This window comes from Paracoccus sp. L-17, from assembly GCF_056857655.1.
The window spans coordinates 50,364-75,094 of record NZ_JBSXNM010000039.1 but is presented as its reverse complement, the minus strand read 5'-3'; the positions used below and the strand labels follow the sequence as shown (position 1 = coordinate 75,094).

25 protein-coding genes are annotated in these 24,731 nt (G+C 65.3%); 9 read left to right on the top strand and 16 right to left on the bottom strand.

The genetic code is table 11. From position 1 onward, the window contains the following. Positions 1 to 28 precede the first annotated feature (28 nt). The 4 genes from gap to purB form a co-directional block, all read right to left on the bottom strand. On the bottom strand, positions 29 to 1,030 hold the full coding sequence (gene gap, locus AC13CR_RS10480; RefSeq protein ID WP_292978840.1) for a type I glyceraldehyde-3-phosphate dehydrogenase: 1,002 nt from the start codon (positions 1,028 to 1,030) through the stop codon (positions 29 to 31). A gap of 128 nt (positions 1,031 to 1,158) precedes the next feature. Further along, the gene (locus AC13CR_RS10475) at positions 1,159 to 1,302 is read right to left on the bottom strand and encodes a hypothetical protein (protein WP_292956964.1); all 144 of its coding nucleotides are present in this window, start codon (positions 1,300 to 1,302) and stop codon (positions 1,159 to 1,161) included. Positions 1,303 to 1,438: 136 nt separating this feature from the next. Next, positions 1,439 to 2,488, bottom strand: a complete 1,050-nt coding sequence (locus tag AC13CR_RS10470; RefSeq protein WP_335661639.1) for a FliG C-terminal domain-containing protein — start codon at positions 2,486 to 2,488, stop codon at positions 1,439 to 1,441. Between the two features lie 54 nt (positions 2,489 to 2,542). Then, positions 2,543 to 3,856, bottom strand: coding sequence for an adenylosuccinate lyase (gene purB / locus AC13CR_RS10465; RefSeq protein ID WP_292956970.1), 1,314 nt, complete (start codon positions 3,854 to 3,856; stop codon positions 2,543 to 2,545). Positions 3,857 to 3,996: 140 nt separating this feature from the next. On the opposite strand from purB, the gene AC13CR_RS10460 reads away from it, so the two are divergent. The 3 genes from AC13CR_RS10460 to AC13CR_RS10450 are packed head-to-tail and all read left to right on the top strand — an operon-like array spanning position 3,997 to position 6,116. Beyond that, positions 3,997 to 4,701 carry a hypothetical protein gene (locus tag AC13CR_RS10460; RefSeq protein WP_292956972.1) on the top strand — a complete coding sequence of 235 codons (705 nt, stop codon included), beginning with the start codon at positions 3,997 to 3,999 and terminating at the stop codon, positions 4,699 to 4,701. Between the two features lie 30 nt (positions 4,702 to 4,731). Further along, positions 4,732 to 5,781, top strand: a complete 1,050-nt coding sequence (locus tag AC13CR_RS10455) for a YihY/virulence factor BrkB family protein (RefSeq protein ID WP_292956975.1) — start codon at positions 4,732 to 4,734, stop codon at positions 5,779 to 5,781. Continuing rightward, on the top strand, positions 5,781 to 6,116 hold the full coding sequence (locus AC13CR_RS10450) for an SMR family transporter (protein WP_292956978.1): 336 nt from the start codon (positions 5,781 to 5,783) through the stop codon (positions 6,114 to 6,116). Before AC13CR_RS10455 ends, AC13CR_RS10450 begins: the two co-directional genes overlap by 1 nt. A 17-nt stretch (positions 6,117 to 6,133) precedes the next feature. On the opposite strand, the gene AC13CR_RS10445 is transcribed toward AC13CR_RS10450, so the two are convergent. The 8 genes from AC13CR_RS10445 to AC13CR_RS10410 form a co-directional block, all read right to left on the bottom strand. Continuing rightward, positions 6,134 to 7,855 (bottom strand): peptidoglycan -binding protein, encoded by a 1,722-nt coding sequence (locus AC13CR_RS10445; RefSeq protein ID WP_292956981.1) that lies wholly within the window; start codon positions 7,853 to 7,855, stop codon positions 6,134 to 6,136. 3 nt (positions 7,856 to 7,858) lie between these two features. Further along, on the bottom strand, positions 7,859 to 9,076 hold the full coding sequence (locus tag AC13CR_RS10440) for a biopolymer transporter ExbB (RefSeq protein ID WP_292956984.1): 1,218 nt from the start codon (positions 9,074 to 9,076) through the stop codon (positions 7,859 to 7,861). A gap of 257 nt (positions 9,077 to 9,333) precedes the next feature. Beyond that, complete coding sequence (locus AC13CR_RS10435) at positions 9,334 to 9,906, bottom strand: gamma-glutamylcyclotransferase (protein ID WP_292956987.1); 573 nt, start codon at positions 9,904 to 9,906, stop codon at positions 9,334 to 9,336. Between the two features lie 41 nt (positions 9,907 to 9,947). After that, positions 9,948 to 10,880, bottom strand: coding sequence for a prephenate/arogenate dehydrogenase family protein (locus tag AC13CR_RS10430; RefSeq protein ID WP_292956989.1), 933 nt, complete (start codon positions 10,878 to 10,880; stop codon positions 9,948 to 9,950). Then, complete coding sequence (gene hisC, locus AC13CR_RS10425) at positions 10,877 to 11,968, bottom strand: histidinol-phosphate transaminase (RefSeq protein ID WP_335661635.1); 1,092 nt, start codon at positions 11,966 to 11,968, stop codon at positions 10,877 to 10,879. Before hisC ends, AC13CR_RS10430 begins: the two co-directional genes overlap by 4 nt. Positions 11,969 to 12,042: 74 nt before the next feature. After that, positions 12,043 to 13,086: an endonuclease/exonuclease/phosphatase family protein gene (locus AC13CR_RS10420; RefSeq protein WP_292956995.1), complete on the bottom strand. Its 1,044-nt coding sequence runs from the start codon at positions 13,084 to 13,086 to the stop codon at positions 12,043 to 12,045. Positions 13,087 to 13,262: 176 nt separating this feature from the next. Beyond that, complete coding sequence (gene rpsD / locus AC13CR_RS10415; RefSeq protein ID WP_292956998.1) at positions 13,263 to 13,883, bottom strand: 30S ribosomal protein S4; 621 nt, start codon at positions 13,881 to 13,883, stop codon at positions 13,263 to 13,265. 166 nt (positions 13,884 to 14,049) lie between these two features. Beyond that, positions 14,050 to 15,162 (bottom strand): ROK family transcriptional regulator, encoded by a 1,113-nt coding sequence (locus AC13CR_RS10410; protein WP_292957001.1) that lies wholly within the window; start codon positions 15,160 to 15,162, stop codon positions 14,050 to 14,052. A gap of 119 nt (positions 15,163 to 15,281) precedes the next feature. On the opposite strand from AC13CR_RS10410, the gene AC13CR_RS10405 reads away from it, so the two are divergent. From AC13CR_RS10405 to AC13CR_RS10390, 4 genes are all read left to right on the top strand, one after another. Continuing rightward, positions 15,282 to 16,310, top strand: a complete 1,029-nt coding sequence (locus AC13CR_RS10405) for a sugar ABC transporter substrate-binding protein (protein WP_292957004.1) — start codon at positions 15,282 to 15,284, stop codon at positions 16,308 to 16,310. An 86-nt stretch (positions 16,311 to 16,396) separates the two neighbouring features. After that, positions 16,397 to 17,452, top strand: a complete 1,056-nt coding sequence (locus tag AC13CR_RS10400) for an ABC transporter permease (RefSeq protein ID WP_292957007.1) — start codon at positions 16,397 to 16,399, stop codon at positions 17,450 to 17,452. Continuing rightward, complete coding sequence (locus AC13CR_RS10395) at positions 17,449 to 18,222, top strand: ATP-binding cassette domain-containing protein (RefSeq protein ID WP_292957010.1); 774 nt, start codon at positions 17,449 to 17,451, stop codon at positions 18,220 to 18,222. The genes AC13CR_RS10400 and AC13CR_RS10395 overlap by 4 nt, the downstream gene beginning before the upstream one ends. Next, a complete protein-coding gene (locus AC13CR_RS10390) occupies positions 18,219 to 18,905 on the top strand; it encodes an AAA family ATPase (RefSeq protein WP_292957013.1) in 687 nt (228 codons plus the stop codon). The genes AC13CR_RS10395 and AC13CR_RS10390 overlap by 4 nt, the downstream gene beginning before the upstream one ends. Here AC13CR_RS10390 and AC13CR_RS10385 read toward each other — a convergent pair. Together AC13CR_RS10385 and AC13CR_RS10380 are read right to left on the bottom strand one after the other, a co-directional pair. Continuing rightward, complete coding sequence (locus AC13CR_RS10385; protein WP_292957016.1) at positions 18,864 to 20,084, bottom strand: multidrug effflux MFS transporter; 1,221 nt, start codon at positions 20,082 to 20,084, stop codon at positions 18,864 to 18,866. The genes AC13CR_RS10390 and AC13CR_RS10385 overlap by 42 nt on opposite strands. A gap of 58 nt (positions 20,085 to 20,142) precedes the next feature. Then, positions 20,143 to 20,757, bottom strand: coding sequence for a DsbA family oxidoreductase (locus AC13CR_RS10380; protein WP_292957019.1), 615 nt, complete (start codon positions 20,755 to 20,757; stop codon positions 20,143 to 20,145). A 282-nt stretch (positions 20,758 to 21,039) separates the two neighbouring features. Here AC13CR_RS10380 and AC13CR_RS10375 point away from each other — a divergent pair, with 282 nt between their 5' ends. Next, positions 21,040 to 21,450, top strand: a complete 411-nt coding sequence (locus AC13CR_RS10375) for a (R)-mandelonitrile lyase (RefSeq protein WP_292957022.1) — start codon at positions 21,040 to 21,042, stop codon at positions 21,448 to 21,450. Between the two features lie 54 nt (positions 21,451 to 21,504). On the opposite strand, the gene AC13CR_RS10370 is transcribed toward AC13CR_RS10375, so the two are convergent. Continuing rightward, on the bottom strand, positions 21,505 to 21,711 hold the full coding sequence (locus AC13CR_RS10370) for a cold-shock protein (protein ID WP_089388183.1): 207 nt from the start codon (positions 21,709 to 21,711) through the stop codon (positions 21,505 to 21,507). A gap of 207 nt (positions 21,712 to 21,918) precedes the next feature. Continuing rightward, positions 21,919 to 23,865: a threonine--tRNA ligase gene (thrS, locus tag AC13CR_RS10365; RefSeq protein ID WP_482900817.1), complete on the bottom strand. Its 1,947-nt coding sequence runs from the start codon at positions 23,863 to 23,865 to the stop codon at positions 21,919 to 21,921. Between the two features lie 119 nt (positions 23,866 to 23,984). Here thrS and AC13CR_RS10360 point away from each other — a divergent pair, with 119 nt between their 5' ends. After that, positions 23,985 to 24,725, top strand: coding sequence for an alpha/beta fold hydrolase (locus AC13CR_RS10360; protein ID WP_482900816.1), 741 nt, complete (start codon positions 23,985 to 23,987; stop codon positions 24,723 to 24,725). Positions 24,726 to 24,731 lie beyond the last annotated feature (6 nt).

The window sequence follows — 24,731 nt, the reverse complement described above, 5'->3', positions numbered from 1 at the left end:
CCGCGGCACTTTTCCGGCTGTCCCGGTTTCAGATCAGCCTGCCCATCGCGACCGCCGTATCGGACATGCGGTTCGAAAAGCCCCATTCATTGTCATACCAGGTCAGAATGCGGCACAGCTTGCCTTCCATGACCTTGGTCTGGTCCATGTGGAATACCGAGGAACGCGGATCGTGGTTGAAGTCCGACGAAACGAGCTTTTCCTCGGTATAGCCCAGAATACCGTCCAGCGATCCATCGGCGGCGGCCCTGATCGCCTGGTTGATTTCCTCGACGCTGGTCTCGCGCTTGGCCTCGAAGACCAGATCGACGACCGAGACATTGGGTGTCGGCACACGGATCGCCACACCGTCCAGACGGCCCTTGAGTTCCGGCAGCACCAGGCCCACGGCCTTTGCGGCGCCGGTGGAGGTGGGGATCATCGACAAGGCGGCGGCGCGGGCGCGATACAGATCCTTGTGCATCGTGTCCAGCGTCGGCTGGTCGCCGGTATAGGAATGGATCGTGGTCATGAAGCCGCGGTCGATGCCGATCGCGTCGTTCAGCACCTTGGCGACGGGCGCCAGGCAATTGGTGGTGCAGCTTGCGTTCGAGACGACCAGATCCTCGGCCGTCAGCGTGTCATCGTTGACGCCGAAGACGATGGTCTTGTCGGCGCCTTCGCCGGGGGCCGAGATCAGCACGCGCTTGGCGCCGGTCGTCAGATGCGGCTGGCATTTCTCCTTCGAGGCGAAGATGCCGGTGCATTCCATGATGACGTCGATTTCGGCCCAGGGCAGATCGGCCGGATTGCGGATCGCGGTGACCTTGATCGGGCCGCGACCCACATCGATCGTATCGCCGCTGACCGTCACCGTGGCCGGAAAGCGGCCATGCACGCTGTCATAGCGCAGAAGGTGGGCATTGGTCTCGACCGGGCCCAGATCATTGATGGCGACCACCTCGATATCGGTGCGGCCCGATTCGATGATGGCGCGCAGCACGTTGCGCCCGATGCGACCGAAACCGTTGATGGCGACCTTGACTGCCATGGTTATCTCTCCCGACCAGATGACGTTGCGCCATGCTCTAGCCTGCGCTTCTCGCGGATGCAAATCCCTCGTTGTTGCGAACTTCGTCACGAGGCCACCCCATAGCCCTTGCACCGGGCCCAAGGCTTTCAGCGCCAGAAGCTGAGATATTCGATAAAGCGATCCATCGCCTTGCCGACCATGACCGGCAGTCCCAGGTTCAGAAGGAAATGATCGGCGGCGAAAATCGCGACGATCAGGGCAAACAGAATATACGCGATCAGGTTGGTCAAGGCAGGCTCCGGCAGATCTTATCGGATCGCCGGTCCGGCGACGCAAGAGGCCGTGTCGTTCCGCCGGGTCCTTCGGTTGCAGTCCGCCAGAATGATCGCGGTGGTGACAGGATTCTCCGCGCCAATCGGCCGGGGGTCAGTTATCTTCCTCCTCGGCCATCGGGATCAGCGTGATCTCACCTTCGGTTTCCAGCCTGCGGATGACCGTCACCACCTGTTTCGTCGCCTCCTCGATTTCGGCGGGGCGAAGGTTGCTCAGTCCCTCGCGTTCGTCGCGCAATCCGTCGGCCATGCGTTGAGAGAGGTTCGAAAGGATGAATTCGGCAGCCGCCGCGTCGGCATCGGAACCGGCTGACAACGCGCGCAGCAGCACGGGCTGCTCGACCTCGCGGACGATGCGCGGCAAGTCGCGGGCCTGGACACGGCGCGGGATGTGATCGAAGGTAAAGATCGCGCGGCGCACGCCGCCGGCGAAGTCGGCATCCTGCCGGTCCAGATTGTCCAGAACCTCTTCGCGCAGATCAGCGGCGGCGAAATTCAGAATCGCCCCCATCCGTTCGCTGGCCGGGGTTTCGATCGCCGGTCGCGGCAGGGCCTCGGCCGCCTGCAGCAGCACCAGACCCACGCGATGCAGGGCCTGTGCGCTGACGCCGCCGGTCATCGAGATTGCCTGCGCAACCTCATGCGCACGTTCGCGCGACAGGGCGGAAAATGTCTCGGACGCCTTCGAAACCGGCAGCTTGGCCAGCATCAGCGCGACGATTTCGACCGATTCCGAATTGGCCACCGCGATAAGCCGATTGACGGGCTGGCTGGCAAGGCGGGTCCAGGGATCGCCCTTGCCGGACATCGCCGACAGCCGCCGCAGCCGGTCAACGCTGTCTTCCGACAATCGTGCGCCCAGCATCGCCAGCGTGCCGTCGAGATTGCCGGGAAAGGTCACGCCCACCGATTCCAGCCGGTCGCAGAATTCGGTGATGACGGCGTCGCGGGTGTCACGGTCCACCAGTTCCATCCGCGCCATTTCTTCGGCCACCAATGTCTGACTGTCGCTGTCCAGCCGCGCAAGGCCGGACGCCTCGTCATCGTCCAGAAGAAGCCGCACGATCACCGCGGCTTTCTGCCGCTGGCTCAGTCTTGCCCCGGTCATCGTCTGCTGCCCCCTGGTCGGTCCGTCATCTGTCATGCGGGCCAATCTGGCAGGATCTGGCTAACAGGCCGTTACCGGCGCCGGGAATAATTACCCAAGATTTGAATCGAATACGCGGCGGAAGATCGTATCGACATGTCTGGTATGATAGCCCAGATCGAATTTCTCTTCGATCTGGTCCGGGCTCAGTGCCGCGGTCACATCCGGATCGGCCAGCAATTCCTGTTTGAAATCCTTGCCTTCCTCCCAGACCTTCATGGCGTTTCGCTGCACCAGGCGATAGGCATCCTCGCGCGAGACGCCGGCCTGGGTCAGCGCCAGAAGCACGCGCTGCGACATCACCAGACCCTTGAACCTGTTCATGTTGGCCAGCATCGTCTCGGGATAGATCACCAGCTTCTCGATCACCCCGGCCAGCCGGTTCAGCGCGAAATCCAGCGTGATCGTCGCGTCGGGTGCGATGCCGCGTTCGACCGAGGAATGGCTGATGTCGCGTTCGTGCCACAGGGCGACGTTCTCCATCGCCGGGATCACCGCCATCCGTACCAGCCGCGCAAGACCGGTCAGGTTTTCGGTCAGGACCGGATTGCGCTTATGCGGCATGGCGGAACTGCCCTTCTGGCCGGGGCTGAAATATTCCTCGGCCTCGAGAACCTCGGTCCGCTGCATGTGGCGAATCTCGATGGCGATGTTTTCCATGCTGCTGGCGATCACGCCCAGCGTGGCAAAGAACATCGCATGGCGATCGCGCGGAATCACCTGCGTGCTGATCGGTTCGGGACGAAGCCCCATCCTTGCGCAGACATGTTCCTCGACCGCCGGATCGATATTGGCGAAGGTGCCGACCGCGCCGGAGATGGCGCCGGTTGCAACCTCGTCGCGGGCCCGTTCCATCCGGGCGCGACCGCGCGCCATCTCGGCATGGAACCGAGCGAAGGTCAGGCCCATCGTGGTCGGTTCGGCATGGATGCCGTGGCTGCGGCCGATCCGCAGCGTGTTCTTGTGTTCATAGGCGCGTTTCTTCAATGCCGCCAGAACGCGGTCCAGATCGGCCAGCAGAATGTCGGCGGCTCGCACCAACTGGACGTTCAGCGTCGTGTCCAGAACGTCGGAAGAGGTCATGCCCTGATGCACGAAGCGGGCGTGATCGCTGCCGACATGTTCGGCCAGATGGGTCAGGAAGGCAATCACGTCATGTTTGGTCACGGCCTCGATTTCATCGATCCGGGCAACGTCGAACTGGACGTCCTTCGCCCGCCAGACCGCCTCCGCGTTCTCGCGCGGGATCACGCCCAGATCGGCCTGCGCGTCGCAGGCATGAGCCTCGATCTCGAACCAGATCCGGAACTTCGTCTCGGGCGACCAGATCGCGGTCATGTCGGGGCGGGAATAGCGCGGGATCATGGCGGGCTCCTTCGTGGCTGGCTGCGGCATAGCGGGGTGGCGGGCCGGGGGCAAGATTTCTGCGCGCGCGGCTGCGGAACATTCGGGCGGGGCTGGCGGTTGATCAGGCAAGTTTTTCCGCCAGGACGAGGATTGCCGCGATGCATCACAGCGAAGACGACCCGAACCACCTGACCGAAGCCGACCGCACCAGCGAGACCCGCTTTGGCCCCCGGCCGGTCCCAGAAGGTCATCGCCCCCCCGGCAGCCATCCGCTGCGGGCACTGAAAGCCAGCCGCCGCGCCGCCGCTCGCGGCCCGTCGCTCAGCGCCAAGATCATCGTCTGGGGCGGCGTCGGGCTGGGCGTGGCCGGCGTCACGGCCGGCACGCTGATGGCGGCGCGCAAGATCGTGGGCATCCCGGAATCCGATCGGCCCCGGACGGGAAGGGCCACGATTCGAGACGACGCCAGGCTGGCGCCGCGTTTTTCGGCACTGGATGAGGATGAACGCGAGGCGATCCGCCGTCGCACCCGTGAACAGGCCCGTCAGGATCGCGCAGAGTCGGCGCGCCTTCGGGCCGAGGCGGCGCGCGATCGCAATCCGCCACGGCGTCGCAATGCTGCCGAGGAACTGACGCGGACGGCCTCTGAATTGTCTTCCGGGCTCGAAGGGGTTGCCCAATCGCTGCTGACAGCATTCCAGGCCTTTCGCGGTGTGGCCGCACAAGCCAGCGGCATCGTCGCGGAATTCGCCGCCGCGGCCGACGCGGTGCGCGAAGCCGTGCGTGGAAATCCGCCCCCCGCCCAGCAGGATGAGGCTTCCATGCCACGCAGGCCCGACGATTCCCGGCAGCATCGCTTGTGAGCGCCGATCCGACAGGGCAGGGTTGAGCGCATGGTGACACAGAATACTGATGGCAGCGGGGCGCGCAGATCCGTTCTGGATGCCCTGATCGGGGAGCTGGACGACCAGACCCGTCGCGATTACGGTTTGCCGACCGCCTCCGGGACGGTCGATCCCCCCGCCATCCGGAGAGACCTTGGCGGCAAGATGCCTCATCTGGGCGATCTGGGCTTTCGCGATGTGGCCACGATCGTCAAGCGGACCTTCGGGCAGATCGGCGTCGACCGTGTGACGGCCGTGGCGGGCGGTGTCACCTTCTTCGGCCTGCTGTCGCTGTTTCCCGCGATCACGGCCTTCGTGTCGATCTATGGACTGGTGGCCGACCCTTCCTCGATCGCTGGTCATCTGGAGGTGCTGAACCGTTTCCTGCCTCAGGGCGCGCTGGACATCATTTCGCGCCAGGTCGAAGCCATCGCGACCTCGCCCTCGGGCGCGCTTTCGCTGGCCGGGATCGTCGGCCTGCTGGTTGCCTTCTATTCGGCGAATGGCGGGATGAAGGCGCTGCTGTCGGCGCTGAACGTGGCATTCTTTCAGAAAGAGACCCGCAGCTTCGTCCGGCTGAATCTGGTCGCGATGGGGTTTACGCTGGGCGGACTTTTGCTGCTGATGCTGATGCTGGGCGTGATCGCCGTCATCCCGATCCTGCTTGCGTGGCTGCCGCTCAGCGATACCAGCGAAAGGCTGATCAGCTTCATCCGCTGGCCGATCATGTTCCTGGTGCTGCTGGTGGCGCTGGCGGCAGTCTATCGCTGGGGGCCGGCGGTGCCCAACCGCCGCTGGCGCTGGATTTCGCCCGGTGCGATCTTTGCCGCCGTGACCCTAGTCGTCACCTCGATCCTGTTCTCGTGGTATGCCGCCAATTTCGCCAATTACAATGAAACCTACGGCTCGCTCGGCGCGGTGATCGGCCTGATGATGTGGCTGTGGCTGGCCGCGATGATCGTGCTGGTCGGGGCCGAAATCAATTCCGAGATCGAACGCTACATGAAGCAACTGGCCGGCCTGGACGATTCGGCCAAAGTAGCCGACAGGGCGGGGTGATGGCATCGCCCTACCTGCCCCTGGCCATGGCGATCGCGCTGGAAGTGGTTGGCACCTCGCTTCTGCAACGCTCGCAGCAATTCAGCCGGTTGTGGCCGACACTGGGCATGGCCATCTGCTATCTGGCCAGCTTCTACCTGCTGTCACTGGCCTTGCGTGTCCTGCCCCTGGGCGTCGCCTATGCGATCTGGAGTGCGCTTGGCATCGTGCTTGTGGCGCTGATCGGCCTTTTCGTCTTTCATCAGCGGCTTGACTTGCCGGCCGTCATCGGGCTGGGGCTGATCGTTGCGGGCGTGATCGTCGTCAACCTGTTCTCGCAGACGGCAGGGCATTGAGCCGAGGCAAGGCGCCCTCAGCGCTCGGTCAGTTTCAGCTCGATCCGGCGGTTCTGGGCGCGGGCCTCGGGCGAGGCGCCGTCGGTAATGGGACGGGTATCCGCAAATCCCGTCGCCGCCAGGCGGTTTGCCGGAAACTGCAATTCGTCGATCATGAAGCGCACCACGGCCAGTGCACGGGCCTGGCTGAGTTCCCAATTGTCCCGGTAGCGGCCCGTGCCCGACAGGGGCGTGCTGTCGGTATGACCGTCCACGCGGATCATCCAGTCGATTTCGGGCGGGATCTTGTCGGCGATGTCTCCCAGCATCCGGACGACGCCGGCGATCTGGGCGCGGCCGGCGGGCGACAAGCTGGCTTCGCCCGGAGGAAAGAGAATCTCGGACTGGAACACGAAGCGGTCGCCGACCACCTTCACCCCCTCGCGCCCCGACAGGATCTGCGACAATTGCCCGAAGAATTCCGACCGATAGCGGGCCAGATCCTTGGCTTCTGCCTCGGCCTTGCTGCGTGCCTCCCGTTCCAGGGCCAGCCGGCGCTCTTTTTCCTCGGCCGCGCGCAGCAGGGCGGCGTTCAACTGCCGGCCCAGCGTCTCGACCCTCACTTCGGCCTGTTTCTGATCATCGCCCGCCGTTTCCAGCAGCGCCTGCAACGATCCAAGCTGCGAGGTCAGCGATGCAACCTGTTCGTTCAGCAGCGCGACCCGGCGCTGACTGTCCTGCGAGATCTGCTGGCTCTGGTCCAGCTCCTCGCGCGCCTTTGCCAGCAGCGCGGCCTGCCGTTCGGTCTGGGCAGCGTTCGTGCGGACCTCGTTCGACAGCCGGTCGCGCGCGTTTTCGGCGGCGGCGAGAAGCGTCAGCGTGTCCTCGGCCTTCTTGCGGCTTTCTTCCAGCGACAGCGTCATCGCGGTCAGTTCGGCATCGGCGCCTTCCAGCCGCGCGCGCAGCGCCCTGGCAGCCTCGGCCTCGGTCAGCCGCGCGGCCTCGGCCTCGGACAGGCGCGACTGCGCGGCGGTCAGATCGGCCTGCAGGGCGACCTTGTCCTGACCCGCATCGGCATTGCGACGCCGCAGATCGGCGACCAGGGCCTCCAGAGCATCGCGCCGCGCCGCCGCCAGACGCGCCTGTTCGGTCTTGGCGTCGATCTCGTTGCGGGCCTGGGCGACGGCCAGCGCTGCCGCCGACGCGCGGTCCCGCTGATCGGACAATTGCGTTTGCAGATCGGCCTGCCGCGCCTCGGCCTCGATGCGATCCTGCTGACGCGCGGCCATCAGGGCCGCCACCTCGGCCTCGAAATCCGTCAGCCGCGATCTTGCCTCGTCCAGCCGGGTTCTGCTGGCATCAAGCTGGTTGTTCAACCGGGTGATCCGCGCCGCCCTGTCGCGCGCCTCGGCCTGGGCCTGATCCAGCGACCTTTCGGCGTTTTGGGCGCGTTGGGACTGACGCAGGGTCTCGTCCTGCAGCGCCGCCTCGCGCCCTTCCGACGCGGTCAGGGCCTCGCCAAGCGCGGCGACGCGCTGGCCAAGCTGGTCGATCTGCTGTTCCTGACGCGACAGTTTCCGGTCCTGCCGGGTGATCGTGTCGTCCTGCGTGGTGATCTGTTCGCGCAGCACAGACTGCACCACCATGAAAATCGTCAGCACGAACATCAGCACCATCAACAGGGCCGTCATCGCATCCACGAAACCCGGCCAGATCGTGGCCGAGAAGCGATTGACCGAGGATGCCCGGCGCAGTGCCATGATCTAGCGTGCGCCCCGGTCGATCAGCGGATCGTGCAGCAGATCGTCGCGGAACGGATCGCCGAACCGCGCCGCGCGCACCGCCCGTGTCAGCACCAGGATGTCCGAGCGCAGTTCGGCCAGCATCTCGTCCCGGCCCTCGTTCAGATCGGCGACCATGCGTTGCAGCGCGGTTTCGATTCCCGACAGGTCGGGCGGAACCGGCGCCGGTTGATCGGCGCGCGATTGCGCCAGTTCGACCAGCCTTTCCTGACCCTCGGCCACACGGTTCAGCGCGCCGCTGAGGCTGGCCGCGCGGGCCACGGTCGATTCCCGTTCGGCCTCGGCCCGGCGGACCAGCGCCTCCAGCGCCTCGGCCATGACCACGATGCGTTCATCCGCCATGGCGGCGGCGTCGTCGCGGCCGGCATCGCGTTCGGCATGGTATTGCTGCAACCGCTCCATCTGGTCGGCCATCTGTTCCAGAAAGCCCGCGATGGCGGCATCATTCGCCCCCTCGCCCTCTGTCGAGCCCAGCGAGACGCGAGTAAAGCCCGACATCCATTCTTCCAGCTCACGGTAATAGCGGTTCTGGCCATGAGTGACGAACAGTTCCAGCAGGCCCACGACCAGCGATCCGGCCAGACCCAGAAGCGACGACGAAAAGGCCGTGGCCATGCCGCCGAGCTGCGCTTCAAGTCCGCCCATCAGCTTGTCGAAGACCGCGATGCCGCTTTCGCCTTCCTGTGGGGCCAGTGCCCGGATCGTGTCCACGACCGCCGGAACGGTGGTGGCGAGGCCATAGAAGGTGCCCAGAAGGCCAAGGAAGATCAGAAGATTGGACAGGTATCGCGTGATGTCGCGCAATTCCTCGATCCGCGTCGCGACGGAATCGAGGATCGACCGCGCCGAACCGGTCGAGATCACGCCGCCTGCCGGCCCGCGGGTTCCCAGCAGCGCCGCCAGGGGCGCCAGCAGGCGCGGCGGCACGTCGCTGTCGCCCATGCCACGCGCCGCGACGCCCTTTTCCACCGCGTTGCGCCGGCGAGAGGCGAACCGTTCGATCCAGCTGACCGATCGGACAAGCTGGCCGACCTGCCAGAAACAGGCCAGCACGCCCAGTCCGAAGACGGTCAGGATCAGTCCGTTCAGCCAGCGATTGGCCATGAAGATGGGCAGAATCCGGCCATAGGCGATCCAGCCGCCGGCCAGGACCAGCGCCAGCACCGTCAGCATCAGCATGATCTGCCGGACCGGTTGCGAGAAATGCGGATGGGACGGGCTGGCGGCGCCGGTGCCGCGTGTTGCGGTAATCCGGCGGCTTGGCAGACTCAACCTGCCGGGCCGGGCCGGGCCGCTGCCGGTCCCGGCGGGTTCTGGGCCGCTGTCCTGTTCACGCAAGGCTTGGCATTCCCGTTCCCGGCATCCTCGTACACGCACGAGTGTAGGGCGCGACCGGACGCTTGCCAAGCGATCCGACGGTCAGGGTAAACCGATGCTCAGCCCTCTCGTGAGGGCTGCCTCGTCGCGATCAGCCGCCGCACCCGGTCGGAAAGCTGGTCCATGGCGCTGTCGGGCAGGCCGATCCGGGCCAGATGCAGGGCGGTGTTGAACAGATAATCGGCATTCGGACCCCGGCCGCCATGAGCTCCGGCGATGATCCGCGCCTGTTCGTCCGCGCCCAGGTCACCCGCATATTGGGGATGATCGCAGCGCATCACATAGGCCAGGGCCTCGACGCGGCGGCCATCTTCCAGCGTCAGCGTGACGATCGCCTCGCGATAGGCTTCGGTGCCCATCTCGCGCGCGCGAAGATAGGCCATCACTTCGTCATGCTGCACTGGGTCGATGGCAAGCGCGAGGCCCCTGCAATGGGCCGAATCGTCGGGGTCGAGGCCCAGCACCAGCCCCGGCGCCTCCGCGGTGCCGCGATGGCGCACGGATCGCAGGCAGAAACGTCGCGCATAGCCGTCAAGCCGCGCCTTCACGGTCTCAAGCGGCTGAAAGCCCGGATCCCACATCAGCGATCCGTAGCCGAAGACCCAAGCCGGTTTCCGAAAGTCCCTTGCCATGCTCCAAATCTAGGCGAGCGGGGCGCGGGATGAAAGACGGCTCAGGATCCCCGGGGTGCGTCGTCGTGGCCGCGGCCGAAATCGGGCGCCCCGGTATCCTGGCCGGCCTCGATGATGCCGCGGCGGATGGCACGGGTGCGGCTGAAATAATCGAACAGCTGCTGGCCGTCGCCCATGCGGATCGCGCGCTGAAGCACGAACAGCTCTTCGGTGAAGCGGCCCAGAATGTCCAGCGTCGCCTCCTTGTTGTGCAGGAACACGTCGCGCCACATGGTCGGATCGCTGGCGGCGATGCGGGTGAAGTCGCGGAACCCGGCGGCCGAATACTGGATCACCTCTTCATCGGTGACGCGGCTGAGATGATCGGCGACGCCGACCATCGTATAGGCGATCAGGTGCGGCGCATGGCTGGTCACGGCCAGCACCAGATCGTGATGGCCCGGCTCCATCCTGTCGGTCTTGGCGCCCATGGCGCGGACCAGATCCGACAGGCGCGCCACCGCTGCCGGATCGCTGCCGGGCAGCGGGGTCAGCAGCCACCAGCGATTCCTGAACAGTGTCGCGAAACCTGAGCGGGGGCCGGAATGTTCGGTGCCCGCAAGGGGATGACCGGGAATGAAATGCACGCCGTTCGGGATATGCGGGCCGACAGCGTCGATGACCGCCTGCTTGACCGAGCCGACATCGGTTACCGTCGCGCCCGGTTTCAGATGCGGCGCGATCGTGGCCGCGACATCGCCCATGGCGCCGACCGGCACCGCCAGCACCACCAGATCCGCGCCCGCGACGGCCCTGTCGGCGCTGTCCTCGATCCGGTCGCACAATCCGATCTCGCGCGCGGTCCTGCGCGTGGCATCGCTGCGGGCATGGCCGACGATCTCGCCGGCCAATCCGGCCTTTCGCATCGCATGGGCCATCGAGCCCGCGATCAGCCCCAGACCGATCAGGGCCACACGGTCATAGATCACGCTCATGCCGGTCTCCGCGCGGCCATGAAACGGCCGAGGCTGTCGATCACGCGCGTCGTGCCGATTTCGTCGCCCAGCGTGATGCGCAGCGCGGCGGGCAGGCCATATCCGCCGACGCGACGGACAAGGATGCCGTCACCGCGCAGGGCGGCATCGGCGGCTTCGGCCTCGTCCGGATCGGCAAAGCGGGCCAGCACGAAATTGGCGAAACTCTCGTCGCAGCCGATCCCCATCTGGATCAGCGATTCGCGCATCCGCCGGCGCATCCTTGCATTCAGGTCGGCGCAATGGTCGCGAAAGGCGGTGTCGCGGACCGCGGCCTCGGCCGCCGCCATCTGGGCACTGGACAGGTTGAAGGGCTGGCGGATCCGGTTCAGAACATCGATCACGCCGCGCACGCCGTAGCCCCACCCGATCCGTAGCCCGCCCAGCCCGTGAATCTTGGAAAATGTCCGCGTCATGAACGCGTTCGGATGCCGGTCCACCAGCGAGGCGCCGCCGTCAAAGCCATCCGCGAATTCGGTATAGGCTCCGTCATGGACCAGGATCGCCCGCGGCGGCAGCCCCTCGGCCAGCCGCGACAGATCGTCCGCGCCCAGCATGGTGCCGGTCGGGTTGGCGGGGTTGGCGATGAAGACGATGCGCGTCCGTTCGGTCACGGCGCCAAGGATCGCGTCCACGTCGATGCGGCGCACAGCCTCGGGCACGGTGACGGGGATCGCGCCGACCATCCGCGCCAGGATCGGATACATCGAAAAGCCATGCTCGGTGGTGATGATCTCGTCGCCCGGCCCGGCATAGGCATGGGCGACGAATTGCAGCACCTCGTCCGATCCCACACCGCAGATGATGCGGTCCGGATCCAGCCCGTGAACCTCGCCGATCGCCCGGCGCAGGGCGGCATGGTCGGTGGCGGGGTAGCGGTGCAGATCCGGCGCCGCCGCGGCAAAGGCGGCCCGCGCGGCCGGGCTGCACCCCAGGGGATTTTCATTCGAGGACAGTTTCAGCACATCGTCATGGCCCGCCAGTCGGCTTTCGCCGCTGACATAGGGTGCGATCTCCATGATGCCCGGCTGCGGTTCGATCCCTGTCATGCCCGTCTCCCCCGTCATTCGCCGCCCTCATAGCGGGGGAACGGGGGCAAGGAAAGTGGACGCTGCCGGCGCCGTCACAGGACGGGCATGGCGGGCGTCGGGGGCGACCATCTGAAACGGGCCAGAACGATACCGTGGTCGTTGCTGCCGCTGGTCTTGTGATCGTTCCAGTCAAGGTGGTCGTTCAGCAGCAGCATGTCGTCGAATCGCCACAGCCGCTTGCGCGAATTGTCATAGAACTGCTCGCTGACCAGCACATGGTCCAGGCTGTCGTGCTGCTCCTGATAGATATGGGTATAATAGACATCGCGGACCGAGCGGTATTCCTGCAGGACCTGCGCCGTGTAGAGCGCGTTGTCGCCACCGCCGCGCGACAGCGCGGTCAGATATCGCGGCTGTTCGGTCAGAAGGTTGAGCGTGTTCGAATCCTTGCCGTCATTCATGTCGCCCAGCACGACGACGGGATTGTCCGAACCCTTTGCCAGCCGCGTCATGATGACCCGCAGCGCCGCCGCCTCGGCGGTGCGTCGGATGGTCGAGATGGCGTAGCCGAGCGCATTGGCGTGGGGGCCGTGAATCTCGCGGTCATACCAGTCGCCTTCGCGCCAGATCTCGGCCGGGCGCCGGGATTTGAAATGGCACACGAAGACCTCGATCACCGGGGTCGAGGGATCGGGCTGCACGCGCAGATGCAGGACGGGCCGCGAAAACCCCTCCAGCGCCACCGAGATCCGGGGCTGCTGCGGATCGTCCCCGGTCGAGCGCAACACGAGCTCGGGCGGAAAATCGGTGATCCAGTCCGGATCTCCCACCAGCATGTGACGGCGCACCGCCGCCGCGCAGGTGATCCGCGTGCCCGGATGATCGGGTGGCGCGATCATGACATGGCTTTCGCCCAGGCCGGCCTGATCCACTGCTTCCTGCAAGGCTTCCGGCGCCCATAATTCCTGAAAGCCGAACAGATCGGCCTCCATCCGGGCCAGGGCCCGCGCGGTAAAGTCGATCTTGCGCCGATAGACATCCTGGGGCCAGCCGTCCCTGTCGGAATAGACCGCGCGGCCCGGCAGCTGAAGGTTCAGCAGGTTGAACGAACAGAACGAGATATCGCGTCGGGCCATCCCGGCCTCCGGTCTCGTGGCAGGGAAAGGGCGCAAAGTGCGGCGATGATACCACGAGGCCTATGAAGCCAATATCGAAATCGTCGCGGGCTGCCGCACCATACCCTGCCGCATCGGCACGACGAAAAAGGCCGCATCCGAAGATGCGGCCCTTGAGGATCGGGTGTCGGCGAAGATCAGTTCTTCGCGTAGAATTCGACGACCAGGTTCGGCTCCATCTGCACGGCATACGGCACGTCGCCCAGGGCCGGGATGCGCACGAAGGTCGCGGTCATCTTGTTGTGGTCCACTTCCAGATAATCCGGCACGTCACGCTCGGGCAGGCCGACGGCCTCCAGAACGATGGCCAGCTGGCGCGAACGTTCGCGAATCGAGATCACGTCGCCTTCCTTGACACGATAGGAGGCGATGTTGACGCGCTTGCCGTTCACCTCGACATGACCGTGGTTGACGAATTGACGCGCGGCGAAGATGGTCGGCACGAATTTGGCGCGATAGACGACGGCATCCAGACGCCGTTCCAGCAGGCCGATCAGGTTCTCGCCGGTATCGCCCTTGACGCGCTCGGCCTCGGCATAGATGCGGCGGAACTGCTTTTCGGTCAGATCGCCGTAATAGCCCTTGAGCTTCTGCTTGGCGCGCAGCTGGGTGCCGAAATCCGACAGCTTCTGCTTGCGGCGCTGGCCGTGCTGGCCGGGACCGTATTCGCGGCGGTTGACCGGCGATTTGGCGCGGCCCCAGATATTTTCGCCCATGCGGCGGTCAATCTTGTACTTGGCAGACGTGCGTTTGGTCACGGCTGATCTCCTTCCTTCATGTGAAGGGCGTTGTCCTCTGGCTTCAGGCCCGACAGGCATCCCCTTGCGGGGGCCACCAACACCAATGAAGTGCGCGCTTATAGAGGCCGTGCCGGCGGTGTCAACCGCGATCGTGACCGCACCCCGCCGACGGATGGGCGCGGTCTCAGCCAAGCTGGCCGTCGGGCTGGAAGAAATGCGACAATGGCAACGCGGCGGCACCCAGGACGCGGGCATTGCGGCCAAGGCTGCCCGCGATCACCTCGGGCGGCACGATGCCTTCGCGGGGCAGGGCCGTCATCGCATGTCGCGTCGCCGCGACCAGCCGGGCGCGGGTCGCGGGCGGTACCGCGCCGTCGATGACCACCAGCGGCAGATCGGCGATCGACACCGCCGCCAGGGACACGAATGCCAACGCGCGTCCGGCCTGTTCGGCCCATTCCGCCTCGATCGCCTCGGGAACGTCCCAGGCCGAATCGTCGGGATGCACGGCCCGGCCAAGCCGCGCCTCAAGCGAGGCGACCGAGGCGCGTTCCAACAATTGTCCGCCATCGGGCACCAGAATCGATCCCAGTGCGGCCGCGTTGCGTTGCGGCCCGAAGCGCAGCTTGCCGTCCAGGACCAATCCGCCACCCGGAAAATGCGCGATGTAGATGTGCAGGAAATCGGCGGGAAGGTTCTGGCGGCCGAAGATCAGTTCGGCCCCGCATGCGGTGGTCGCATCGTTTTCCAGAAAGACCGGAAAAGGCAGATCCCGGGCCAGTTCCGCGCGCAGATCGTGATCCTTCCAGGCGGCCATCTCGGCGCCCCAATCCCACAATCGGAAGGGTGTGGCGATGCCGAGGCCGGCGATCCGGCGGTGCGCTGATCGCGGCAGATTGGCCATGAAGGTGGCGATCCCGTGCCGCGCGAAGCCCAGAACCCGCTGGGGGTGCAGATAGGATGATATCTCCTGGCGGTGAAGTTTCGTCTGGCCGGTGAAATCGACCAGCGCCAGTTCGGCCAGTCTGCGACCCAGCTTCAGCCCCAGAAACCAGGCCCCGTCCGGCGCCAGCGCCAGCGGCGTCGAAGGTTGACCGACCTTGCCGCGCACGACCTTTTCCTGCGCCAGAAAGCCCTGTTCGATCAGCTTGCGGCTGAGGTTGGTGATCGCCTGCGGCGACAAGTCCATTGCCTGGGCCAGCGCCGCGCGCGACAGCGGTCCGTGGCGCCGGATCACCGACAGGATCAGCCGCTCGTTCCGGCTGCGATCGCCGCTGGTCACGTCTGCGCTCGGCATTCAGAGATCCTCCTGCCGGGTATTAATCAAGCAAATTGATTTATTGACAAGCGGAAAGATGTAAGGCTTTGTATCGGCCAGGGCGGAAGAGGAATCCGCCGTCGTGGAGGAGTGTAGAAATGACGATGACACATCTGATCCGTCTGTCGCTGGCGGCGTCGGCGCTGGCCATGACCGCCGGTCTGGCACAGGCACAGGAACCGGTGAAGGCCTGTCTGATCACCAAGACCGATATCAACCCATTCTTCGTGAAGATGAAGGAAGGCGCGACCGCCAAGGCGGATGAACTTGGGATGCAGTTGATGAGCTTCGCCGGCAAGGTCGACGGCGATCACGAGACCCAGCAGCAGGCGATGGAAAGCTGCATCGCGGCGGGCGTCAAGGGCATCCTGATCACCGCCTCGGACACGAAGGCCATCGTCGATTCGGTCAAGCAGGCGCAGGATCGCGGGATCCTGGTCATCGCGCTGGATACGCCGCTGGACCCGATCGACGCGGCCGACGCCACCTTTGCCACCGACAATTACGAGGCCGGCCGCCTGATCGGCGCCTGGGCCAAGGGCAAGATGGGCGAGGAGGCCGCGAACGCAAGGATCGCCTTCCTCGATCTGTCCGAAAGCGCGCCCTCGGTCGATGTGCTGCGCGACCAGGGTTTCATGGAGGGCTTCGGCATCGACGTGAAGGACAAGAACACGATCGGGGACGAGGATGATCCGCGCATCGTCGGCCATGAGGTGACTTCGGGCAACGAAGAGGGCGGCCGTCAGGCGATGGAGGCCCTGTTGCAGAAGGATCCCGGCGTCAATCTGGTCTATACGATCAACGAACCCGCCGCCGCGGGCGCCTATGAGGCGCTGAAATCCTTCGGCAAGGAAAAAGACGCACTGATCGTGTCGATCGATGGCGGCTGTCCGGGCGTCCAGAACGTCAAGGAGGGCGTGATCGGCGCGACCTCGCAGCAATATCCGCTGAAGATGGCCTCGATGGGGATCGAGGCGATCGCCGCCTTCGCCAAGGATGGCACCAGGCCCCAGGCCAGCGAGGGACTGGATTTCACCGATACCGGCGTGAACCTTGTCACCGATCAGCCGGTCGAGGGCGTCCCGTCGATCACCGTGGCCGAGGGAACCGATCAGTGCTGGGGCTGATACCTGGCTGAGCGACGTCTTCCAGTCACGCAATCCGGGCGGCGCGTCACGCCGCGCCGCCCATCACCCCGTATCCGGAGAGAACCATGTCGGATGCCCCTGATCCCCCGGCCGAGCGGAGCGCGACCGAATCCGTGGCCTCGTTCGAACAGCATTCGCGCGGCCCGCTGGAGAGTTTGCAGCATTTCCTGCACCGCTACCCGACCATGGTGCCGGTCATCGTGCTGGTGCTGTCCCTGATCGCCTTCGGTCTGATCGCGCCCAATTTCTTTTCCGCCTTCAACCTGTCGCTGATCATGCAGCAGGTGGCGGTCGTGGGCACGCTGGCCGCCGCGCAATCGCTGGTCATCCTGACCGCGGGCATCGACCTGTCGGTTGGCGCCGTCATGGTGATGATTTCGGTCGTCATGGGGCGGCTGTCGCTGGATCTGGGCATACCCGTGCCGATCTCGATCCTGCTGGGGCTGGGCTGCGGCCTTCTGACCGGCGGGCTGAACGGCCTTCTGGTCACCCGCCTGAAGCTGCCTCCCTTCATCACCACGCTGGGCACCTGGAATATCTTCCTGGCGTTGAATTATTATCTGTCCGGACGCGAGACGATCCGCAGCCAGACGCTGGACGCCGAGGCGCCGCTGCTGAAGCTGTTCGGCGCGCGGTTCAATCTGGGCGGCGCCGTGCTGACCTGGGGCGTGGTTCTGATGCTGATCGTCTTCGCGGTCCTGTGGTATGCGCTGAACAAGACCGCCTGGGGCAGGCGCGTCTATGCCGTCGGCGACGATCCCGAGGCCGCCGCCCTTGCGGGTATCCAGACCAGACGCGTGCTGATGTCGGTCTACATGACGGCCGGGTTCATCTGCGCGCTGGCCGCGTGGTCTTCGATCGGGCGGGTCGGTTCGGTCAGTCCGACCTCGTTCTTCGAATCGAACCTCGAATCGATCACCGCCGTGGTCATCGGCGGGATCTCGTTGTTCGGCGGGCGCGGCTCGATCCTGGGGCCGCTGATCGGCGCGCTGATCGTCGGCGTGTTCAATTCGGGGCTGCGCCTTGCCGGCGTGGACGTTCTTTGGCAACTCTTCGCGACCGGCTGGCTGATCATCGTCGCCGTCGCCGTGGACCAGTGGATCAGGAAGATCTCGTCATGACCGAACCACTTCTGACAGCCCGCAACATCGTCAAGCGCTATGGCCGCGTGACCGCGATCGACCATGCCGATTTCGATCTCTTTCCCGGCGAGATCCTGGCCGTGATCGGCGATAACGGCGCCGGCAAGTCCAGCCTGATCAAGGCGGTATCGGGCGCGGTCCAGCCCGATGAGGGCGAGATCCGGCTGGACGGCCGTCCGGTCAGCTTCGACAGTCCCCTGCAGGCGCGCAAGGCCGGGATCGAGACCGTCTATCAGACGCTGGCCCTGTCGCCCGCCCTGTCCATCGCCGACAATATCTTCATGGGCCGCGAGATCCGCAAGGAAGGTGTCATGGGCCGGTGGTTCAGGATGCTGGACAAGGCGGCGATGGACAAGTTCGCGCGTGACAAGCTGTCGGAACTGGGGCTGATGACGATCCAGAACATCGGCCAGCCGGTCGAGACGCTGTCGGGCGGACAGCGCCAGGGCGTCGCGGTGGCCCGCGCTGCGGCCTTCGGCAGCCGGGTCATCATCCTGGATGAGCCGACGGCCGCGCTTGGGGTCAAGGAAAGCCGGCGCGTGCTGGATCTGATCCTGGACGTTCGCTCGCGCGGGATTCCCATCGTGCTGATCAGCCACAACATGCCCCATGTCTTCGAAGTCGCCGACCGGATCCACATTCACCGGCTGGGCAAGCGGCTGTGCGTGATCGATCCCAAGGATCATTCCATGTCGGATGCCGTGGCCTACATGACCGGCGCGAAGATTCCCGACGAGGCCGCGGCATGAGCGATCGGGCAGGGGGGCGCCGCCCCCCGTCCTGCGGACTCCCCCCGGGGTATTTCGACAACGAAGAAGGCCGCGCGCTGATCGATCGCATCGGCGCCTTGCCCGGTGACCGGATTCTGGTCGCGGTGGCGGGCGCGCCGGGATCGGGGAAATCCACCCTGGCCGAGGCGCTGGTGGCGCGGTTGGAGCAGGCGGTCCTGGTGCCGATGGACGGATTCCACCTTGATGACGCGGTTCTTGAGGCGCGGGGTCTGCGGGAGGTGAAGGGGGCCGTCCAGACATACGATGCCGAGGGATTTGCGGCGCTGGCCGCGCGCCTGTCGCATGCGCAGGCGGAAGTGGTCTTTCCGCTGTTCGACCGCGGGCGGGAATTGTCGGTTGCCGGGGCGGGCGTGGTCGCGCCCTCGGATCGGATCGTGGTGATCGAAGGCAATTACCTGCTTTTGGATCGGGCGCCGTGGAACCGGATCCGCTATGATCTGAGCGTCTTTCTGGATGTGCCCGAGGCCCGATTGCGCGACAGGCTCGAGGCGCGCTGGCGGGGCTTTGGCCGAGATCGCGCGGCAGTCGCTGCGCATCTGGCCAATGATCTGGCCAATGCGCGGCTGGTAGCGCGGCAATCTCGTGCAGCCGATGCCGTTCTAGTCATAGAGAAAGCGCATCAGGAACCAAGCGAGACCTGAACAGATCAGCGTCGCCGCGACCACGGGAACCGCCGTGCCGTCGTAGAGCAGACCGACGGGAGCGGCGATCAGTGTCGCCGCTACGGTCGATATCGCGGCGACGATCGAGGCCGCCATGCCGGCGATATGGCCGACATATTGCAGCGCCAGCGCGTTCAGGTTGCCGAATGTCACCCCCGCCATGAAGAAGACGCTGACACACCAGAGGAAGAAGGCCGGAAACTGCAGGCCGGCCGGCAACAGATCCCCCGCCAGCAGGACCAGCATCGCGCCGCTGACGAAGGTTTGCATGATATAGGCCCATTTCGCGATCCGCCGCATTCCGAAGCGCGTCACGAAGGTGGCGTTCAGGATCGTGCCCGATCCCGACAGCAGCGCCATCGCGGCAAACCAGGCCGGGAAGGCGTCGCCCTTGCCATAGGCCTCGCCGAACAATTGCTGCGCCGAGGACAGCAGGCCGAACATCTGCCCGAAGCCCAGCGTCAGGATCAGCGTGCACATCATGACATGCGGGCTGGACAGAACCTCGCGCGCGGCCGCCTTCAACGGGCCGGCGCGCAGCGGCCGGCGTCGTTCGGGCGGGAGCGTTTCGGCCTGGCGGAGATTCAGCCAGGTGCAACCGATCAGCGCGAAAATCAGGAAGCCTCCGAAAACGCCGTGCCAGCCCGCCAGGCGGATCATTCCCGCCCCGATCGACGGTGCCAGCGCCGGGATCATGATGAAGACCATCATCACGAAGCTGGTGATCCGCGCCATCTCGCGGCCGGCATAAAGGTCGCGAACCAGCGCCAGGCCGACGATCCGCGGCGCCGCGGCACCAAGGCCTTGCGCGAAGCGGGCGGCCAGCAGCATCTCGATCGAATTCGACATGATCGCGGCAAGGGTGGCCAGGATGTAGACGCCAAAGCCGATGGTGATCGCGCGCTTGCGCCCGATCGCGTCCGAGATGGGACCGGCAAAGAGAGTGCCCGTGCCCATGCCGGCGACGAAGGCGGTGAGGATCAGTTGGGCGCGGTTCTGGTTGTCTGGGGTCAGGTCTCGCGCGATCTGCGGCAATGCCGGCAGCATGGCATCGATGGAAAAGGCGACGGTGGCGAACAGGAACGCCAGCATCGCGATGAATTCGGGCATCGGCAAGCGTCGCAGGGGCGCCTGCTGGAACCGCGTTTCCTGGATCATTGGAGGGCACCTTTCCGGCAGCCTCCGGCTGATAGACCGTTTTTGCAGATCCTGCAAGTCACGCGGGGTCGGTCAGTTCATCGATGACGCCCTGCCAGACATGCGCGGGCTGGGCGCCGCCGATCGCGTGGCGGTCGGCGACGATGAAGGTCGGCACCGCGTTGATGCCACGCTCGCGGGCATGAGCCTCGCGCGCGGCGATCTCGTCGCGGTCGGCGTCGCTGTCCAGCAGCCGGGCGATCATGGCCTGATCCAGGCCGGCCGCGCCGCCGATCCGCGCGAGTTCGGCCGGATCCGAGATGTCGCGCGATTCCTGCCAATGGGCGCGAAGCAGGCCGGACATGACGCGCCCTTGTTCGCCCTCAAGGCCGGCCCAATGCATCAGGCGGTGCGCATCGCTGGTGTCGGGCTGACGGGTTGGCGGCCGAAGATCCAGTCCCATCGCGGCCGCGCGTTCGGCCAGCGCGCGCGCGGCATTGGCGGCGCCCGGTTTCATTTTCAGATATTCCAGTCGATCCATCCCCCCTCGCGGCATCTGCGGGTTCAGGCGGAACGGGTGCCAGGCGATGCGGAACGGATGATCGGAGCGGCTTTCGAGGGCGCGGTCCAGTTCCAGTTTGCCGATCAGGCACCAGGGGCAAACCGGATCAGAGAAGATATCGAGGCGGATCATGGCATGTCCTTGCGGTGACGGTCGCGCAGCGCGCAGTGGTTGTTCGTGCGGGTCGTGGCGCAGGGCGGCGCCTCTGGCCGGATCGGCAGGTTTCGGGCAGGGCCCGCCTGGACCACCAGTGCGCAAGCCGGCGGCTGGCTTCGGACCCTGCGGGAGGTTCCGATGATAGGGCTGGCGCGACCGACCTGCAACTCGGCCCATGGCGGACTTGATCCGTGGGGGCAAGAACCGAGCTTGCCATTGCCGACAGGCCCATGTCACCCTGCGCCAGAGGAGGCCGCCATGAAGATCATGCATTCGGGCCGCGCGCCATCGGGGCCCGGCCCCGAAAACTACTTCACCGGTCAGGTGCGGATCGATCCGCTGTTTCAGGCCGAGCCTCCGGGACGCGCGGTGGGCGCCCATGTCACCTTCGAGCCCGGCGCCCGCACCGCCTGGCACACGCATCCGGCCGGGCAGACCCTGATCGTCACGTTCGGGCGTGGACTGGCCGCCCGCGATGGCGGGCCGGTCGAGGAGATCCGTCAGGGCGATGTCGTCTGGATTCCGGCTGGCGAGAAACACTGGCACGGCGCCGCGCCCGATACCGCGATGAGCCATATCGCCATTCAGGAAGCCGTCGATGGCAGTGCGGTGACATGGCTGGAGAAGGTGACCGAAACCGAATATGACGGCCGGTCCGCAAGCGGGTGACACAAAAGAACGGCCCGCGCGAAGCGGGCCGTGAATGCCGAGGATCCCCTGGGATCAGAGCAGTTTGAGATCGCTGGCCGATGCGCGGCCGTCGCGGCCCGATTGCAGTTCGTATGCGATTTTCTGGTTGTCCTTGAGGCCCGTCAGCCCGGCGCGTTCCACCGCCGAGATGTGGACGAAGATGTCCTTGCCGCCATCATCGGGGGCGATGAAGCCATAGCCCTTGGTGGCGTTGAACCATTTCACCGTTCCGGTCGCCATAACCGTTCTCTCCTTCAAGTCATCCCGACGCCCGATTGCGCCAGGCCGTGCAGCCCGCTTTCGGTATTCCGGCTGCCCATCGAAAGGGAGGCGGTAGAAAGTCCTTGCTCACGCAGGTTTGAGGATGACCGAATCGTTAAGAAACGCAAGGGGTATCGCGCGCGGAATCGTGTGCCGCGCGTGAAGTCCCGGCGACATTGGCGCATTTCAGCGCAGATCCGGCGGTGTGGCTTCGGTCTTCAACATCTCGGCGGCCTGTTCCAGTGACAGGGACTTGCTGCCCTGCTGGTCCAGACGGCGGATCGAGACCGTCCGATCCTCTACCTCTTTCATGCCGATGGCAAGAATCGCGGGCACTTTTGCCACCGAATGTTCGCGGATCTTGTAGTTGATCTTTTCGTTTCGCGTATCCGCCTCGGCCCGCAATCCCGCCGCGCGCAGGGTTTCGACCACTTCGTGGACGTAATCATCGGCGTCCGAGACGATCGAGGCGACGACAACCTGACGCGGCGCCAGCCACAGCGGCAGCTTGCCGGCGCTGTTTTCGATCAGAATGCCGATGAATCGCTCGAAACTGCCCAGCACGGCACGGTGCAGCATGATCGGGCGATGTTTCGCGCCGTCCTGTCCGACATATTCCGCATCCAGCCGCTCTGGCAGGTTCGGATCCACCTGCAAGGTGCCGCATTGCCAGTCGCGACCGATGGCATCGGTCAGCACGAATTCCAGCTTTGGCCCGTAGAAGGCGCCTTCGCCGGGAAACAGCGTGTAATCATGGCCCGCCGCGATGCAGGCATTACCAAGCGCGGCCTCGGCCCGGTCCCAGCTTTCGTCCGAGCCGATGCGCTTTTCGGGGCGGGTGGACAGCTTTATGGTCCAGTCGGCGAAGCCCAGATCGGCGTAGATTCTGGCCAGAAACTCGATGAATCTCTTCGTTTCCGCCTCGATCTGATCCTCGGTGCAGAAGATATGCGCATCGTCCTGGGTAAAGCCGCGCACGCGCATGATCCCGTGCAGCGCGCCCGAGGGCTCGTAACGGTTGCAGGATCCGAATTCGGCCATGCGCAACGGCAGGTCGCGATAGGATTTCAGCCCATGGTTGAAGACCTGGACGTGGCACGGGCAGTTCATCGGCTTCAGCGCGTTGATGGTCTTGGTCCGGGCATGATCCTCGTCCACCTCGACGATGAACATGTTTTCCTGATAATTGTCCCAATGACCTGATTCTTCCCACAATTTCCGGCTGACGACCTGCGGGGTATTGACCTCGACATAGCCGTCGGCACGCTGCTGGCGGCGCATGTAGTCCTGCAGCGCGACATAGATGTTCCAGCCGTTCGGGTGCCAGAAAATCTGACCCGGCGCTTCTTCCTGCATATGGAACAGGTCCATCTCGCGGCCCAGCTTGCGGTGGTCGCGCTTGGCGGCCTCTTCCAGCATGTGCAGATGGGCCTTCAACTCGTCACGGTTGCGGAAGGCCACGCCGTAGATGCGTTGCAGCATCGGGCGGCTGGCATCGCCCAGCCAGTAGGCGCCGGCGATATGGGTCAGCTTGAAGGCATCGGCGGGAAGCTGGCCGGTCGATTGCAGATGCGGGCCGCGGCACAGATCCTGCCAGTCGCCGTGCCAGTACATCCGCAGCGGTTCGTCGCCCGGAATCCGGTCGATCAACTCGACCTTGAAGGGTTCGCCGCGGTTCCGATAATAGGCACGGGCGCGATCGCGATCCCAGATCTCGGTGCGGACGGGATCGCGGTCGTTGATGATCTCTTTCATCCTCGCCTCGATGCGGCCCAGATCTTCGGGCGTGAACGGTTCGGCGCGGTCGAAATCGTAGAACCAGCCATAATCGCGCACGGGTCCGATCGTGACCTTCGCATCGGGCCAGATTTCTTGCACCGCGCGCGCCATGACATGGGCGAAATCGTGGCGGATCAGCTCCAGCGCCGGCGCCTCGTCCTTCATGGTGTGAATGCTGATCGCGCCGGAATCCTCGATTGGCCATTGCAGATCGATGTGCCGCCCGTCCAGCGAGGCCGATATGGCGCGCTTGGCGAGGCTGGGCGCAATGCTTTCGGCAACCTCGGCGGCGGTGATGCCGGCTGCGTAGTTGCGCGCATTGCCATCGGGAAAGGTCAGGGAAATCTGGGACATGCCGTCCTCCTCGTCGGTCTGGCGCCCACGGAACGCCCGGTTGCGGGTTATCTGCGCCAGTCCATGGACCTCGCGGCGAAAAGTGTCAAGATTGGCACGGGAACGAAGGAGAGTGCCGCATGAGCGATCATCTGACCACCAGCGAGGGCCGCCGCATCGCCTATCGTCGGATCGCGGGGCAGGGACCGGGCGTGGTTTTCCTGGGCGGGTTCAAATCCGACATGCAGGGCACCAAGGCGCTGCATCTCGAGGCATGGGCGCGCCAATCCCGGCGCGCATTCCTGCGCTTCGACTATTCCGGCCACGGCGAAAGTGGCGGCCGTTTCGAAGATAGCTGCATCGGCGATTGGGCCGAAGACGCCCGCGCCATGATCGAGGCGCTGACGGATGGGCCGCAGGTCCTGGTCGGATCGTCAATGGGCGGCTGGATCGCGCTGCTGCTGGCGCGGTCGATGCCGCAGCGCGTGGCCGGGCTGGTCACGATCGCGGCGGCGCCGGATTTCACCGAACAGGGATTCTGGGCGGGTCTGGATCCGGCGCAACGCGAGATCCTGATGCGCGACGGAAGGATCGAGACGCCCAGCGATTACAGCGACGAGCCCTATGTGATCACCCGGCACCTGATCGAGGACGGGCGAAAGCGGCTGGTCCTGAATCAGCCGCTGCCGCTGCCATTTCCGGTGCGTCTGCTGCAGGGAACCGCCGATGCGGATGTACCGGTCGATTGGGCGCTGCGGTTGCTGGATCATGCCAGCGGGCCGGATATCCGGCTGGTCCTGGTCAAGGATGCCGATCACCGGTTCTCGACGCCGGAATGCCTGGACCTGGTAACCGCCTCGATCGAGGGGCTTCCGGTCTGACCCGGA

Bases quoted from the DNA above. Each gene is read 5' to 3' on its own strand.
- gap (WP_292978840.1), bottom strand. From the start codon at position 1,030: ATGGCAGTCAAGGTCGCCATCAACGGTTTCGGTCGCATCGGGCGCAAC.
- AC13CR_RS10470 (WP_335661639.1), bottom strand. From the start codon at position 2,488: ATGACAGATGACGGACCGACCAGGGGGCAGCAGACGATGACCGGGGCA.
- purB (WP_292956970.1), bottom strand. From the start codon at position 3,856: ATGATCCCGCGCTATTCCCGCCCCGACATGACCGCGATCTGGTCGCCC.
- AC13CR_RS10460 (WP_292956972.1), top strand. From the start codon at position 3,997: ATGCATCACAGCGAAGACGACCCGAACCACCTGACCGAAGCCGACCGC.
- AC13CR_RS10455 (WP_292956975.1), top strand. From the start codon at position 4,732: ATGGTGACACAGAATACTGATGGCAGCGGGGCGCGCAGATCCGTTCTG.
- AC13CR_RS10450 (WP_292956978.1), top strand. From the start codon at position 5,781: ATGGCATCGCCCTACCTGCCCCTGGCCATGGCGATCGCGCTGGAAGTG.
- AC13CR_RS10445 (WP_292956981.1), bottom strand. From the start codon at position 7,855: ATGGCACTGCGCCGGGCATCCTCGGTCAATCGCTTCTCGGCCACGATC.
- AC13CR_RS10440 (WP_292956984.1), bottom strand. From the start codon at position 9,076: ATGCTGATGCTGACGGTGCTGGCGCTGGTCCTGGCCGGCGGCTGGATC.
- AC13CR_RS10435 (WP_292956987.1), bottom strand. From the start codon at position 9,906: ATGGCAAGGGACTTTCGGAAACCGGCTTGGGTCTTCGGCTACGGATCG.
- AC13CR_RS10430 (WP_292956989.1), bottom strand. From the start codon at position 10,880: ATGAGCGTGATCTATGACCGTGTGGCCCTGATCGGTCTGGGGCTGATC.
- hisC (WP_335661635.1), bottom strand. From the start codon at position 11,968: ATGACAGGGATCGAACCGCAGCCGGGCATCATGGAGATCGCACCCTAT.
- AC13CR_RS10420 (WP_292956995.1), bottom strand. From the start codon at position 13,086: ATGGCCCGACGCGATATCTCGTTCTGTTCGTTCAACCTGCTGAACCTT.
- AC13CR_RS10410 (WP_292957001.1), bottom strand. From the start codon at position 15,162: ATGCCGAGCGCAGACGTGACCAGCGGCGATCGCAGCCGGAACGAGCGG.
- AC13CR_RS10405 (WP_292957004.1), top strand. From the start codon at position 15,282: ATGACGATGACACATCTGATCCGTCTGTCGCTGGCGGCGTCGGCGCTG.
- AC13CR_RS10400 (WP_292957007.1), top strand. From the start codon at position 16,397: ATGTCGGATGCCCCTGATCCCCCGGCCGAGCGGAGCGCGACCGAATCC.
- AC13CR_RS10395 (WP_292957010.1), top strand. From the start codon at position 17,449: ATGACCGAACCACTTCTGACAGCCCGCAACATCGTCAAGCGCTATGGC.
- AC13CR_RS10390 (WP_292957013.1), top strand. From the start codon at position 18,219: ATGAGCGATCGGGCAGGGGGGCGCCGCCCCCCGTCCTGCGGACTCCCC.
- AC13CR_RS10385 (WP_292957016.1), bottom strand. From the start codon at position 20,084: ATGATCCAGGAAACGCGGTTCCAGCAGGCGCCCCTGCGACGCTTGCCG.
- AC13CR_RS10380 (WP_292957019.1), bottom strand. From the start codon at position 20,757: ATGATCCGCCTCGATATCTTCTCTGATCCGGTTTGCCCCTGGTGCCTG.
- AC13CR_RS10375 (WP_292957022.1), top strand. From the start codon at position 21,040: ATGAAGATCATGCATTCGGGCCGCGCGCCATCGGGGCCCGGCCCCGAA.
- AC13CR_RS10370 (WP_089388183.1), bottom strand. From the start codon at position 21,711: ATGGCGACCGGAACGGTGAAATGGTTCAACGCCACCAAGGGCTATGGC.
- thrS (WP_482900817.1), bottom strand. From the start codon at position 23,865: ATGTCCCAGATTTCCCTGACCTTTCCCGATGGCAATGCGCGCAACTAC.
- AC13CR_RS10360 (WP_482900816.1), top strand. From the start codon at position 23,985: ATGAGCGATCATCTGACCACCAGCGAGGGCCGCCGCATCGCCTATCGT.